The organism is Stagnihabitans tardus (assembly GCF_009925085.1).
Lineage (GTDB): Bacteria > Pseudomonadota > Alphaproteobacteria > Rhodobacterales > Rhodobacteraceae > Stagnihabitans > Stagnihabitans tardus.
Map to the genome: position 1 here is coordinate 409,629 of NZ_JAABNR010000001.1, position 14,244 is coordinate 423,872.

Annotated in this window: 13 protein-coding genes; 6 read left to right on the plus strand and 7 right to left on the minus strand. The window is 66.3% G+C overall.

Going from position 1 to position 14,244, the window contains the following annotated elements; genetic code table 11:
- Positions 1 to 30 precede the first annotated feature (30 nt).
- The 3 genes from GV832_RS01790 to GV832_RS01800 are packed head-to-tail and all read left to right on the plus strand — an operon-like array spanning position 31 to position 2,650.
- Positions 31 to 1,560, plus strand: coding sequence for a Ppx/GppA family phosphatase (locus GV832_RS01790; RefSeq protein WP_168773087.1), 1,530 nt, complete (start codon positions 31 to 33; stop codon positions 1,558 to 1,560).
- A complete protein-coding gene (locus GV832_RS01795) occupies positions 1,560 to 2,165 on the plus strand; it encodes a VOC family protein (protein WP_168773088.1) in 606 nt (201 codons plus the stop codon). The genes GV832_RS01790 and GV832_RS01795 overlap by 1 nt, the downstream gene beginning before the upstream one ends.
- Entirely contained in the window at positions 2,162 to 2,650 is a 489-nt protein-coding gene (locus GV832_RS01800; protein ID WP_168773089.1) for a GNAT family N-acetyltransferase, read from the plus strand. The genes GV832_RS01795 and GV832_RS01800 overlap by 4 nt, the downstream gene beginning before the upstream one ends.
- A 138-nt stretch (positions 2,651 to 2,788) precedes the next feature.
- On the opposite strand, the gene GV832_RS01805 is transcribed toward GV832_RS01800, so the two are convergent.
- The 7 genes from GV832_RS01805 to GV832_RS01835 form a co-directional block, all read right to left on the minus strand.
- Entirely contained in the window at positions 2,789 to 3,556 is a 768-nt protein-coding gene (locus GV832_RS01805; protein WP_168773090.1) for an alpha/beta fold hydrolase, read from the minus strand.
- Positions 3,553 to 3,744 (minus strand): 4-oxalocrotonate tautomerase, encoded by a 192-nt coding sequence (locus GV832_RS01810; RefSeq protein ID WP_168773091.1) that lies wholly within the window; start codon positions 3,742 to 3,744, stop codon positions 3,553 to 3,555. Before GV832_RS01810 ends, GV832_RS01805 begins: the two co-directional genes overlap by 4 nt.
- Before the next feature lie 3 nt (positions 3,745 to 3,747).
- Positions 3,748 to 4,752: an LLM class flavin-dependent oxidoreductase gene (locus GV832_RS01815; RefSeq protein ID WP_168773092.1), complete on the minus strand. Its 1,005-nt coding sequence runs from the start codon at positions 4,750 to 4,752 to the stop codon at positions 3,748 to 3,750.
- Between the two features lie 57 nt (positions 4,753 to 4,809).
- Entirely contained in the window at positions 4,810 to 5,337 is a 528-nt protein-coding gene (locus tag GV832_RS01820; protein WP_168773093.1) for an NYN domain-containing protein, read from the minus strand.
- A gap of 27 nt (positions 5,338 to 5,364) precedes the next feature.
- Positions 5,365 to 5,616: a hypothetical protein gene (locus GV832_RS01825; protein WP_168773094.1), complete on the minus strand. Its 252-nt coding sequence runs from the start codon at positions 5,614 to 5,616 to the stop codon at positions 5,365 to 5,367.
- Between the two features lie 75 nt (positions 5,617 to 5,691).
- Complete coding sequence (locus GV832_RS01830) at positions 5,692 to 9,342, minus strand: vitamin B12-dependent ribonucleotide reductase (RefSeq protein ID WP_168773095.1); 3,651 nt, start codon at positions 9,340 to 9,342, stop codon at positions 5,692 to 5,694.
- A 421-nt stretch (positions 9,343 to 9,763) separates the two neighbouring features.
- Positions 9,764 to 10,645, minus strand: coding sequence for a DMT family transporter (locus tag GV832_RS01835; RefSeq protein ID WP_168773096.1), 882 nt, complete (start codon positions 10,643 to 10,645; stop codon positions 9,764 to 9,766).
- A 299-nt stretch (positions 10,646 to 10,944) separates the two neighbouring features.
- On the opposite strand from GV832_RS01835, the gene GV832_RS01840 reads away from it, so the two are divergent.
- The 3 genes from GV832_RS01840 to eno all read left to right on the plus strand — a co-directional run bounded on the left by GV832_RS01840 (position 10,945) and on the right by eno (position 14,014).
- Positions 10,945 to 11,352, plus strand: a complete 408-nt coding sequence (locus tag GV832_RS01840; protein WP_168773097.1) for a Fur family transcriptional regulator — start codon at positions 10,945 to 10,947, stop codon at positions 11,350 to 11,352.
- A 458-nt stretch (positions 11,353 to 11,810) separates the two neighbouring features.
- Complete coding sequence (locus GV832_RS01845; RefSeq protein WP_168773098.1) at positions 11,811 to 12,662, plus strand: DMT family transporter; 852 nt, start codon at positions 11,811 to 11,813, stop codon at positions 12,660 to 12,662.
- A 77-nt stretch (positions 12,663 to 12,739) separates the two neighbouring features.
- Positions 12,740 to 14,014 carry a phosphopyruvate hydratase gene (gene eno, locus GV832_RS01850; protein WP_168773099.1) on the plus strand — a complete coding sequence of 425 codons (1,275 nt, stop codon included), beginning with the start codon at positions 12,740 to 12,742 and terminating at the stop codon, positions 14,012 to 14,014.
- Positions 14,015 to 14,244 lie beyond the last annotated feature (230 nt).

Consider the following 14,244-nt stretch of genomic DNA (forward strand, 5'->3'; position numbering starts at 1 on the left):
TAACCAAGACGGCCAAGGAAGACTCACCTCATGATCATTCGCAACCCGGAGCCCGATTGGGATCACTTCGGCGGCCATCTCTTTGACGACCCCAAGGCACGCGCGCTGAGCCGCGTGGGCGTGGTCGATGTGGGCTCGAACTCGGTCCGGATGGTGGTCTTCGACGGCGCCGCGCGCTCGCCCGCCTATTTCTACAACGAAAAGATCATGTGCGGGCTTGGCAAGGGCCTGGCCGAGACCGGGCGCCTCAACCCCGAGGGCCGCAAGCGCGCCCTGGTGGCCCTGAAGCGGTTCGCGCTTCTGGCCAAGGGCATGGGGATCGAGACCATGACCGTCGTCGCCACCGCCGCCGCGCGCGAGGCCGAGGACGGGCCGGAGTTCCAGCGCGAGGTGCTGGAGCAGACCGGCCTCAAGATCTGGGTCGTGGATGGCGACGAAGAGGCGAGGCTTTCGGCCCAGGGCGTGCTTCTGGGCTGGCCCGATGCCAAGGGCGTGGTCTGCGACATCGGCGGCAATTCGATGGAACTGGCGCGGATTTCGGGCGGGCAAGTGGGCCGCCGTGCGACCTCTCCGCTGGGGCCTTTCCGCCTGATGCAGGTCAAGGGCGGGCCGAAAGAGCGTGCGGCGCATATCGCCAAGGTTCTCAAGACCTTGCAGGACGAGATCAAGTCGGAGGGCGAGCGCATCTACCTCGTCGGCGGCTCCTGGCGGGTCATCGCCCGGCTGGATATGGAGCGGCGGAGCTACCCTTTGACCGTGCTGCATGAATACCGGATGCAGCCGCAAAGCCTTTTGGACACGATCGCCTGGATCCAGGCCTCGGACGCGGGCGTCTTGCGGGCGCGGACCGGGACCTCGTCGGAGCGGATGGACCTGGTGCCCCTGGCCTGCGAGGTCCTGGCGCAGTTGATCACGGTCTTGAAACCCTCCGAGCTGGATGTCTCGGCCTATGGCATCCGCGAGGGGCTCCTCTATGAGGTCATGCCCGACCACCTGCGCAAGCGCGATCCCCTGATCGAGGCCGCGCGGATGGCAGAGCTGACGGCGGCGCGCATCCCCGGCACGGGCAAGAAGCTTTACGAATTCCTCCTGCCGCTTTTCCCCGGGGTCAGCTCTGACCGGCTGCGGCTGATCAAGGCGGCCTGTCTTCTGCATGACACGACCTGGCGCGCGCACCCTGACTACCGCGCCGAGGCCTGTTTCGACAATGCGACGCGGGCGAACCTCGGGGGCCTTGACCATCCGGGCCGGGTCTTCCTGGGGCTGGCGCTTCTGCACCGCTACAAGAACAGCCGTTCGGGCAGCCGGATGGAGAGCCTGTTCCGGCTCCTCTCGGATGAAGACATCAACCAGGCCGAGGTTCTGGGCAAGGCGATGCGCTTTGGCGCGATGTTTGCGGCGGGCGATCCCTCCGAGGCGGGCAAGCTCGACTGGCAGCCCAAGAAACGGGTGCTGGAGTTGCATTTGAACGACACCGGGCGCGACCTGTTCGGAGAGGTGGCGCAGGCGCGCTTCCAGTCTCTGGCCCTGGCGCTGCGGGCCGAGGGGAGGGTGAACTGATGTTGCGCTTCGACCATATCGCGATTGCGGCCGAAAACCTGGAGGCGGGCGTCGCCTGGGTCGAGGCGCAGTTGGGGGTGAAACTGACCGGCGGGGGCAAGCATCCGGCCTTCGGCACGCATAACCGGCTTTTGGGCCTGGGCGATCTTTACCTCGAGGTCATCGCGGTGGACCCCGAGGCGCCGCCTCCGGGCCGTCCGCGCTGGTTCGACCTCGACCGGTTCCAGGGCGCGCCGCGGATCACGAATTGGGTTGTGGAAAGCGATGACCTCTCGGCCGACCTCGCCCGCGCGCCTGGCGGGACGGGGGTGCCCATGGCGCTCTCGCGGGGGGAGTATCGCTGGCGCATGGCGGTGCCCGAGGATGGGTGCCTGCCCCATGACGGCGCCTTTCCCGCGCTGATTCAATGGGATGGGCCGCATCCGGCCCTGGCCCTGCCAGACATGGGAGTGCGGCTGCAACGCCTGGTCATCGGCCATCCCGAGGCCGAGGCGCTGCGCGCCGGGCTTCACCTGGCCGACGACCGGGTCGAGATCGCGCTGGCCCCGGAAAAGCGCCTGACCGCCGTCTTCGATACGCCCTTTGGTCAAAGGAGCCTGGGATGATCCGCCCCGCAACCGTGCTCGATGCCCAGGCCATCGCCGCGATCTGGAACCCCTTCATCGAGAATTCCGCCGTGACCTTCAACCCGGTGGTCAAGCGCCCCGAAGATGTGGCCGAGATGATCGTCGCGCGCACCACGGCGGGCCATGGCTTCCTGGTGGCTGCCGATGAGGAGGGCGCCATCCTGGGCTTTGCGACCTATGCGCAGTTCCGTTCGGGGCTCGGCTATTCCAAGACCATGGAGCACACGATCATCCTGGCCCCGACCGAGAAGGGGCGGGGCATGGGGCGCGCGCTGATGACCGCGATCGAGGCCCATGCCCGCGAGGAAGGCGCTCACCAGATGATCGCGGGGGTCAGCGCCGAGAATGTCGCGGGCCTGCGCTTCCACGAAGCCATGGGCTATGCCGAGGCCGCACGGATCCGCGAGGCCGGCTGGAAATTCGGTCGCTACATGGACCTCGTGCTGATGCAGAAGTTCCTCTGAGCCTCGGTGCGTGCAAGCCCGCACCCTCCCCCGGGCATCGCGGCGAGGTGGTAGAGGCGTCCCCGGATGATGCAGGCCGCGTGATCACACGCACCATGCGCGCCGGTATGCAGGCTGCGTGATCTCGCGCGCCTTCCCTCACGCACCTTCCCTGGCCAAGAGAAACCGCCGGACATGGGGCAAGACCTGTTCCGTCGCCTCGATGAAGATGGCGTGTTTCAGCCCCGGCAATATCTCCAGCTCCGACCCCGGCATCGCCCCCTGGATCAGCCGGTTCAGCCTGGGATTGCAGCCGCCGTCATTCTCGCCGGTGATGATCTGCGCGGGCGCCTTGACCTCATGCAGCCAGGGCGCCATCTCGGTCTCGGCATAGATGTCGAAGACATTCAGGAAGACCGTGGGGTCGGTCGCCATCACCTGCCGTTTGCGCCAGTCGATCACATCCGGCCGCGCCGCGCAGAAGTCATCGGTGAACCAGCGCGCGGTCAGGGTATCGAGCACCGGGCCGATCCCCTTCTCCCGCATCGCCGCCACCACCGCCCGCACCTTGGCGCTGTCATCCTCGGTCCGGAAGGCCGCCGTGGACCAGAGGCCCAGCGACAGCACCCGTTCGGGATAGCGCAAAGCGTAACGCGGGCCGATCATGCCGCCCAGGCTGTGCCCCGCGACATGCGCCGCCTCGATCCCGAGCCGGGCGCGGAGCGCCTCGAGGTCATCGACCAGGTCATCGAGCCCGAACCGAGCGCCGTCCCAAGGCGTCAACCCATGGCCGCGCAGGTCATAGGTGATGCAGGTGAAACGGTCGCGCAGGCCCTCGACCATGCGGTCGAAGGTCGCCCGCCGCGCCCCGATGCCATGGATCATGAAAAGCGCGGGCCCCTGCCCGGCCACGGAAAACCCGGTCATTCCTTGGGATCCGAAGCGAGGCGCCCGCCCGTCGCCCAATCGCTTTTCGCCACATCGGTGAAGATCACCGTCACCGACTGGGGCGTCCCGCCGCAGGTCTCGACCCAGGCCTTGGTCACCGCCTCGGCGCAGGCGCGTTTCTGGTCTGTCGTGCGGCCCTCAAACATTTCGATCCGGATTACGGGCATCTCTTACCTCCTCAGCGCCGGGAAAACCTCGGTCGCAAGCCTCTCCATCATTGCAAGCGTCTCCTCCTGCGGCTGGCCGAAGACCGAGGTCACGATGACCTCGTCGATCCCCAGATCGCCATAAGCGCCAAGCCGGTCGATCATCTCATCCCTTTGGCAGATCAGGATATTCTCCCCCAGCTCCTCCGCCGTCTGGGCCCGAGGCAGGGGGCGGATCACGCCCTTGTCGACGATCCCGGGACCACCAAAGACATTGTCGAAACTGCCGTAGTACAGATGCGCGCGGTCAACCATGCGCCGCCGCTCCGCCTCCGAGCCCACGAGATAGACCCCGCGCTGCAAGGAGAGGCGGTTCTTATGCCCCCCCGCCGCGCGGCCCCGGTGAAAGGCCGCGACCTGCGCCTCGAGCTGGCCATGGGCGGCGCCCAAAGGCGTCGTCTGGACGTGATAGCCCTTCGCCGCCGCCGCCTCGATCCCCGCAGGCAGCATGACGCCCAGCATCAGCGGGATCGGGTCCTCGGGGCGCGGCATCACGGTCAGGGCGGGGAAGTTGTAATGCGTCCCGCTCCAGGCGACCTCTTCCCGGGTCAATAGCGCCTCCAGCACCTGGAGCGCCTCTTCGAACCGCGGCTTGGTCTCTGCAAAGGGCACGCCAAGACGGTCGGTCTCATAGGCAAAGGCCCCCTTGCCCACGCCCAGCATCAGGCGCCCGTCACAAAGCGCTTGGGCCTGGATCACCTCTCCGGCAAAGATCCGCATGTCACGAAGCGGCAGCTGGCAGACCGAGGTCATGATGCGCAGCCGCGTCGTATGGGCCGCGATCTTGACCGCCATCTGCAAAGGCGAGGGGATCAGCAGGATATTGACCAGGTGATGTTCCGGCACCGCGACGCCGTCATAGCCCAGGGCCTCGGCCCGGATGGCCTGTTCGACCACGTCACGATAGAGCCTTTTGCCGCCAAGCTTCGGGTCCAGCATGTGGCTGGAGAGGAAATGCACGAAATCCATGGGCCCCCCTTTGCGACAGGGTTGTACATGCGTACGATTCCGTCAAGCCTCTTGCTGTCAGATCAGCGGGTCGAGCCAGAGGATGCCGCCCTGGAAGCCGCCCTGGACCAGGCGCCCCTTTGCCTCGGGGAACTCCTCCAGCCAGTCGCGGTAGCGGTCATTGGTGACGACGCGGAGCTTGCGGTCGCGGGCGGTCATCAAGAGGAACCGGTCCGCGACCTCGCCCTTGGGGACGACCAGGACCTGTTCGGCAGGCAGGCCAAGCGCGGCCGCCATATAGGCATCGTCGCGGTAGCGGCCAAAGAGCCGATGGCCGGCCGAGGCGTCAAAGATCACCCCGGGCGTGAAGCCCTCAGCCTTGAGGCGCGAGACCACGGTGACCAAGGTTTCCAGCTTGGGCGTATCGCCGTCCCACCACATGACATTGGAGCCATCGACCAGGATCTCGCGGCGGGGCGGCGCCTTGCGGCGGTGGCGCTTGGGGCTGACGGGAGCGGGCTTGGGCAGCTTGGGGCGCGGCCCATGGTCGCGCCACAAAAGCAGGCCGAGGACAAGGAAGAGAAGTGCGAAAAAGGCATAAATCATGGAAAATCAGGCGGAAGCGGCGCGGTCTTAATGCAGGTCGCGACGCGGCCCGGCGCAGACCAGCGTGACGGTCGTATCCTGGCCCGCCATCTCGATGGCGGTGACGCTCATCGGGCGGCGGTCCAGGTCCCCGCCCGACATCTCGATCGAGCCCTTGCCCCGGAAGGTGGCATCCAGCACCGCCTTCAAGGCCTCGCCCCGCAGGGTGGCAATGACGCCGCCCGCAAAGGGATGGATCGCCTCGGGCGTGATGCGGTCGGTGCCGATGATGATATGCATGGGGGGCTTTCAGGTGTTGGAAAAGTCGGGCCCCAGGTCAGGGGCCCGATGGTCGCGTCAAGAGGGCGCAGCCGATCAGCTGCAGCCAGAGGTCCCGCCGCAGGTGTTGCACTTCATGCAGGTGCCGTTCCTCACCAGCGTGTAGTTGCCGCATTCGCCGCAAGGATCGCCTTCATAGCCCTGCATCTTGGCCTTGGTGCGCAGGTCCAGGCTCACGGTGCCGGTCGAGATCGCGGTCGAGGCCGTGGCGGTATAGGTCGAGGCGGCCTCGGAGAAGCCCACCACCGGCGAGGCCATGCCGCCTTGCAGCGCCACCAGCTCTTGCGGCATCCGCTTGCGCAGGTAGCCGGTCGAGGAGATCGACTTCAGAAGCTCCACCGACTTGGAGGCGGCGGCTTCCGAGACCTCGGTCACGTTGCGCTTGCCCTCGTCGTTGCCATGGCCCAGGTCGTCGAAAGCGGCGCCTTGGGGTTTGACATGGGCGAGGTCGGTGCGGTCGAGGTAGGACACGGCCAGTTCCCGGAAGATATAGTCCAGGATCGAGGTCGCGTTCTTGATCGAGTCATTGCCCTGCACCATGCCCGCCGGTTCGAAGCGGGTGAAGGTGAAGGCCTCGACATATTCCTCCAGCGGCACGCCATATTGCAGGCCGACCGAGATGGCGATGGCGAAGTTGTTCATCATCGCCCGGAAGCCCGCGCCTTCCTTGTGCATGTCGATGAAGATCTCGCCCAGCCGCCCGTCGCCATATTCGCCGGTCCGCAGATAGACCTTGTGACCGCCGACGATGGCCTTTTGGGTATAGCCCTTGCGGCGCTCCGGCAGCTTCTCGCGGTTGGTGCGGATGATTTCCTTGTAGATGATCTTCTCGACGATCTTCTCGGCAATCACCGCCGCCTTTTCCTGGGCCGAACCCGAGGCCAGGATTTCCTCGGCCTCTTCGTCATCCTCGATGAGCGCGCTGGCCAGAGGCTGCGAGAGCTTGGAGCCATCGCGGTAAAGCGCGTTGGCCTTGATGCCCAGCGAATGCGACAGCTCATAGGCGGCCAGGGTTTCCGCGATGCTGGCCGAATTCGGCATGTTGATCGTCTTGGAAATCGCGCCCGAGATGAAGGACTGCGCCGCCGCCATCATGTGGATGTGGGATTCCACCGAGAGGTAACGCTTGCCCTTCTTGCCGCAGGCATTGGCGCAGTCGAAGACCGAATAGTGATGCGGCTTCAGATGCGGCGCGCCTTCCAGCGTCATCGTGCCGCAGACATGGTCATTGGCCGCCTCGATCTGCGCCTTGGTGAAGCCGAGGTGCCGCAGCAGGTCGAAGGAGGGGTCAGAGAGCTTCTCGGCCGGGATGCCGAGGGTCTTGTGGCAGAAGTCCTCGCCCAGGGTCCACTGGTTGAAGACAAAGCGGATGTCGAAGGCGGTGGGCAGCGCGGCCTCGATCTTCTCGATCTCGCGGGGGCCGAAGCCGTGGCCGATCAGGGCCGTGTGGTTGATGGCCGGCGCCTGGGCGATGGAGCCATGGCCCACGGCATAGGCCACGATCTCGGCGATCTGGTGGCCGGGGTAGCCCAAGGTTTCCAAAGCCGCCGGAACGCTTTGGTTGATGATCTTGAAGTAACCGCCACCCGCCAGCTTCTTGAACTTCACCAGCGCGAAGTCGGGCTCGATGCCGGTCGTGTCGCAATCCATGACCAGGCCGATGGTGCCGGTGGGGGCGATCACGGTGGTCTGGGCGTTGCGGAAGCCATTGGCCTCACCCAAGGCCAGAGCCTCGTCCCAGGCGCCGCGCGCCAGTTGCACGAGGTCGGCATCGGGGCAGTTGCGGGCGTCCAGGGCCACCGGATCGACGTTCAGCGCCTCATAGGCCTGGGAGCCATGGGCCGCCGCGCGGTGGTTGCGGATGACGCGCAGCATGTGGTCACGGTTGCGCTCATAGCCTGCGAAGGGGCCAAGCTCCTTGGCCATCTCGGCCGAGGTCGCATAGGAGATCCCGGTCATCAGGGCAGTCAGGGCACCGCAAAGCGCCCGGCCCTCGCGGCTGTCATAACCGAGCCCCATGTTCATCAAAAGCCCGCCGATATTGGCATAGCCGAGGCCAAGCGTGCGGAAGTCATAGGACAGCTGCGCGATTTCCTTCGAGGGGAACTGCGCCATCATCACCGAGATTTCCAGCGTGACGGTCCACAACCGGCAGGCATGGATATAGGCTTCCGCATCGAACTTTGCGTTCTTCTGGAAGGTCAAGAGGTTCAAGGAGGCCAGATTGCAGGCCGTGTCATCCAGGAACATGTATTCCGAGCAGGGGTTCGAGCCCCGGATCGGGCCATCTTCCGGGCAAGTGTGCCAGGCATTGACCGTGTCATGGAACTGGATGCCGGGGTCGGCGCAGGCCCAGGCGGCGTGGCCGATCTGGTCCCAAAGCTCGCGGGCCGAGACGGTCTTGGCGACCTTGCCATCGGTGCGGCGGCTCAGCTCCCAGGGGGCATCGGCCTTGACGGCCTTTAGGAAAGCGTCGGTCACGCGGACCGAGTTGTTGGAATTCTGGCCCGAGACGGAGTTATAGGCCTCGGAATCCCAGTCGGTGTCATAGGTCGGGAATTCGATCGAGGTGAAGCCCTGGCGCGCATATTGCAGCACGCGGTTGGTATAGGTGTCGGGGATCATGGCCTTCTTGGCGGCCTTGATCGCGGATTTCAGGGCCGGGTTCTTGGCCGGATCGACCGAATCCTCCGACGACCCATCCCAGGCCCGGATCGCGGCAAAGATGTCGTTCAGCCGCGCCTCATGCGCCTTGGAACCCGCCACCAGCGAGGCGACCTTCTGCTCCTCGATCACCTTCCAGTTGATGAATTCCTCGATATCGGGGTGATCCATGTCGCAGATCACCATCTTGGCCGCACGCCGCGTCGTGCCGCCCGACTTGATGGCGCCCGCAGCCCGGTCGCCGATCTTCAGGAAGCCCATCAGGCCGGAAGACTTGCCGCCGCCCGAAAGCTTCTCGCCCTCACCGCGCAGCGAGGAGAAGTTCGTGCCGGTGCCCGAGCCGTATTTGAAGAGACGCGCTTCCCGGACCCAGAGGTCCATGATCCCGCCCTCGTTCACCAGGTCGTCGCGGACGGACTGGATGAAGCAGGCATGGGGCTGGGGATGCTCATAGGCGGATTCGGACTTGGTCAGGACGCCGGTCTTGTGATCGACATAGAAATGGCCCTGCCCCGGGCCGTCGATGCCGTAAGCCCAATGCAGGCCGGTGTTGAACCACTGCGGGCTGTTCGGCGCGGCCATCTGGCGCGCGAGCATATAGCGCATCTCGTCGTAATAGGCCTTGGCATCGGCCTCGGTCGAGAAATAGCCACCCTTCCAGCCCCAATAGGCCCAGGCGCCGGCCAGGCGGTCGAAGACCTGGCGGGCCGAGGTCTCGCCCACATAGCGCTTGTCGGCCGGAAGCAGCTCCAGCGCCTCGAGATCGGCGACCTGGCGCCAGAGGAAGCGCGGCACGCCCTTTTCCTGGACGCGCTTGGTCACGGCAGGAACGCCAGCCCGGCGGAAATACTTCTGCGCGATCACGTCGGCCGCGACCTGGGACCAGCCCTCGGGGACCTCGACCGCCTCGTTGCGGAACACCACCTTGCCATCGGGATTGCGGATTTCCGAGGTCGTCAGCTGGAACGCCAGGGCCCCATAGGCACCGTCTTCCGCCGTGGTGAACTTCCGCTCGATCTTCATGACCACATCCCTTTTCCGCGAGGCTGCCCCGCCGTTGTCCCCATGAGGCAAAGCGCAAGCCGCCGCCGCGCGGCAGATGCCACGCGCCACCCCGTCACAGGAGTAAGGCAGATGCTCGATGTCCCCGCAGGCCCTTCGAGGTCTTTTCAACGCCCCTGGCCCGCCGAATGGAAACTGGCGCAATATCTGGGGGACGGCAACGAATTTTTTACGTTGTTCCCCCAGATTTTGTGCTTGACCCTGAGAGGCTGTCTAACTGTGGCGTTTTTGCAGGTGCAGCCCCGCCTGTGGATTAGTCTGTGGGCGAAAGGGGGGCGCCTGTGGATGGCGGCCTGAAATCCTTGGGGAGAGGGGGGTTTGGGGCTTGGGACTAATCCGGGATGTGAAGCGGGGTCTACAGGTCAGCGTTGATTCTGCGGCCTCAACTCGCCTTGCGGTTGATAAGAACGATACCACAAGACACCAGGCAGGCCGCCCCGATCAGGCCCATGGAGAGCGACTCACCAAAGAGGAAATGCCCGGCGAGAATCGCCAGGAGCGGCGTGACGAAGGAAAAGGAGGCGACGGTCGAGGTCGGGTAGACCGACAAAAGCCAGAGCCAGGCGACGAAGCCCCCCGCCACGACCACCGCCGATTGCAGGACAAGGGCGATCCAATGGATGGGCAGGGGCTCACGCAGGAGCGGGCCAAAGAGCGGGGCCGCGGCCAGGAGGATCGGGGCCGAGACCAGGACCATCCAGAAAAGCTGCGCCTCGGGCCCGGCATGGCGCAGGCGCGAGACCCTTGCGATGAAGGCCGTGCCCGCCCAGCCCAGCGCGCCCACCAGCGCGCAGAGGTCACCGAGCCAGGAGGCCTGCCCGCCCGAGCCCTTGGTCAGGATCGCCCAGGCCGTGCCCGCGAAGGCCAGGCCCAGCCCCAGGGCCTTCATCGGCGTCGCGCGCTCTCCGGGGATGAAGACATGGGCGGCGATCCCCATCCAGAGCGGCATGGAATACATGATCAGGCTGGCATGGCCCACGGTGGTGAGGTCCAGCGCCATGAAAAGCCCCATGAACTCGGCCGCAAAGACCGTGCCGATCAGGAGCCCGGGACCAAGGTCGGCAAGCCGCATCCGGGGCCAGAGCCCGCGATACCAGAGCCAGAGGCCGACGAAGCCCACGGCCATGGCCGAACGGAGCCCCGCCGCAAAGATCGGCTGGATGCCCGCATTCACCAGCTTGATGACGATCTGGTTGCCCGCGAGGAGCAGGGCCACGGCGAGAAGCACGCCCAGTCCGACACTGTCCAGCCTGTCCTTGCGCATGACGCCCTCCCCGGCGGGAAAGGCCCGCATCCCCTGACTAGCGCCAAGCCGGGCGAGAGGAAACCCGGCGCTTCGGGTTGGAGGGCGGATGGGGGCGAGGGCGGATGGGAGCGAGGGAGGACGGGGGAGGACGGGGGCCCTGCCGACTGGGCCGTTGCTCCCCCCCTGCCCCCGCGCCCTGCCGACTGCTCCTCCATCGCGCGACCCGGCGCCCTCTGGACGGCCCCGGGCGCGGCGCGCCTCCAAGCCCCCTTCCCAAGCGCCCGGCCTCTGGGTAAAGCGGCGGCAGGAGGTGGACCATGGCTGACATCATCGCGCGCTGCGAGGCGAGGGGCCTGCGCATGACGAGCCCGCGCCGGGTGATCGCCCGCGTCCTCTCCGAGGCCGAGGACCATCCGGATGTCGAAGAGCTGCATGCCAGGGCGGCGCGGCTCGACGCGGGGATCTCGCTGGCCACGGTCTACCGCACGGTCAAGCTCTTCGAGGAGGCGGGAATCCTCGACAGGCTGGAGTTCGGCGACGGGCGCGCGCGCTACGAGGATGCCGAGCGCGACCACCATGACCACCTGATCGACATGGGCACCGGCGAGGTCATCGAATTCGTCGATCCCGAGATCGAGGCGCTGCAAGAGCGCATCGCGGCGCGCCTGGGCTATCGGTTGATCGGCCACCGGCTGGAGCTCTACGCCAAGCGCGTCAAGGACTGAGGGCAAGGCAAGGGGCCTCCAGGTCAAGGCCGCTTTGCCAAGCCCGGCTGACCAGGGAGAGGGCGGAGCCGGCAAGACGCGGCGCATAGGGGCAAGGCCCTCCGCCCCCCCGGTCGTCCCCCCCCGCTCGGGGCTCCAGACCTCATTCCGCGTGCAGCCGCCCCCTTTGGTCACATGGATCATGTCCTCGGCGCTGCGTGCCGGGAGATGAGGTCCGCCCCCCGCTCATTCGGCAGGGCCACCCTCCGCCGCCCCCCCCAAAGTCGGCGGAACCGCCCCCCCACTTCGCGCGCCCACCTCAGTCGGTAGAGCCCCCTCCACCCAGCGCCCTCCCCACAGTCGGCGGGACGCCCGCCCCACTTCGCGCCCCCACCCCAGTCGGCAGAGCCCCCCTTTCCAATCCCCCTTTGATCAAATATCCCCCGGGGCCAGCCCCGCCCGACCCCAGGAACACCCCCATGCCGCTCTCCCCAAACCTCCGCGGCATTCTCTTGATGACCCTCTCCATGGCCCTTTTCGCCGTCGAGGACCTTTTCCTGAAACTCTCCGCCCAAAGCCTTCCCACGGGCGAGATCCTGCTTCTGACCACCGCCCTCGGCCTCCTTTTCTTCGGAGGCCTCACCAAGGCGCGCAGGCAGAGCCTGACCAAAGGCCTCTGGCATCCTGCGGTCGTGGCGCGGAATGCGGGCGAGATGGTGGGGACCTTCGCCTATATGACGGCCCTGGCCTCGGTGCCCCTCGCCACTGTCTCCTCCGTCCTCCAGGCCCTGCCACTGGCGGTCACGCTGGGCGCGGCGCTTTTCTTCGGCCAAAGGGTTGCGCCCTGGCGCTGGTTCGCCATTGCGGCGGGCTTTGCGGGCGTGCTCCTGGTGATCCGCCCGGGGCTCGAGGGCTTTCGTCCCGCGGCCGCCTGGGTGCTTGTCACCGTGGCGGGGCTCGCGCTGCGCGACCTGGCCTCGCGCAATATCCCCAAGGATATCTCGACCGAGCAGGTCTCGGCCTGGGGCGTGGGCTCGGTCCTGGTCCTGTCGCTGGGCATGCTCCCCTTCCAGGACTTCGTCACGCCAGACCTGGCCCAGACCGCCTCGCTCCTGGCCGCCTTCGTCTTCGGCACCGGCGGCTATTGGGCGGTGATCGAGGCGACACGCTCGGGCGATGTCGCCCGCATCGCGCCCTTCCGCTATTCGAGGCTGCTTTTCGCGCTGGTCATCGGCGCGGTCTTCTTCGCCGAGACGCCCGACCTGGTGACGCTCCTTGGCGCGGGCCTGATCGTCGCCTCGGGCATCCTGACGCTGATCCTGCGCCGATAGGCCGCTTGACCCTTTCCCTTGTTACAATCCGCCGCTAAACGGAATGCGAGAGCACCCTTCTGCCATAGGACCAATCCATGAGCACGATCATCGACATTCACGCCCGCGAGATCCTCGACAGCCGCGGCAATCCCACCATCGAGGTGGACGTCGTCCTGGAAAGCGGGGCCATGGGCCGCGCGGCCGTGCCCTCGGGCGCCTCGACCGGGGCGCATGAGGCCGTGGAGCGCCGCGATGGCGACAAGTCCCGCTACATGGGCAAGGGCGTCCTGGAGGCGGTGGCGGCCGTCAATGGCGAGATCGCCGAAGAGATCATCGGCTTCGACGCCACCGAGCAGGTCGGCATCGACATGACGATGATCGAGCTGGATGGCACGCCGAACAAGGGCCGCCTGGGGGCCAATGCGATCCTCGGCGTCTCGCTCGCGGTGGCCAAGGCCGCGGCAGAGTTCACCCAGCAGCCCCTGTATCGCTATGTCGGCGGCACCTCGGCCCGCATCCTGCCGGTGCCGATGATGAACATCATCAACGGCGGCGAACATGCCGACAACCCGATCGACATCCAGGAATTCATGATCATGCCGGTGGGCGCCGCGAATATCCGCGACGCGATCCGCATGGGCTCGGAAGTCTTCCACACGCTGAAGAAAGAGCTGCAGGCGGCGGGTCACAACACCGGGATCGGCGACGAGGGCGGCTTTGCGCCGAACCTCTCCTCGGCGCGGGATGCCCTGGACTTCATCCTGAAGTCGATCGAAAAGGCGGGCTACAAGCCCGGCGAGGACATCTATCTGGCCTTGGACTGCGCGGCGACCGAGTATTTCAAGGGCGGCCGCTATGAGATGAAGGGCGAGGGCAAGAGCCTGTCGGTCGAAGAGAACGTGGCTTTCCTGGCTGGCCTCGCTGCCGATTACCCGATCATCTCGATCGAGGACGGCTGCTCCGAGGATGACTGGGCGGGCTGGAAGCTCCTGACCGAGACCCTGGGCAAGAAGGTGCAGCTGGTGGGCGACGACCTCTTCGTCACCAATCCGAACCGGCTGAAGATGGGCATCCAGCAGGGTTGCGCCAATTCGATGCTGGTGAAGGTCAACCAGATCGGCTCCCTGACCGAGACCTTGCGCGCCGTCGATATGGCCCACCGCGCGGGCTATACCAATGTCATGTCGCACCGTTCGGGCGAGACCGAGGATTCGACGATTGCCGACCTGGCGGTGGCGACCAACTGCGGTCAGATCAAGACCGGCTCGCTGTCGCGCTCGGACCGGCTGGCGAAGTACAACCAGCTGATCCGCATCGAGGAGATGCTGGGCGATATCGGCGAATATGCCGGTCGCTCGATCCTTAAGTGAGGTGCGTGAGGTCACGCACCCTACCCCGGCGTAGGGTGCGTGCTTGCACGCACCATCCCCGATGGATTTCGCCCAAAAATCAAGGCCCCGCAGAGCGGGGCCTTTCCTTTTTGGTCGACCCGGGGGTGGCCGGGGGGGCGGGGGCGGCGCGGATGCGCAGCATCCGCGCCGCCCCCGCCCCCCCGGCCCGAACGCCCCTGTTGGGCCCCCTGCTTTGCATGTGGCCCATA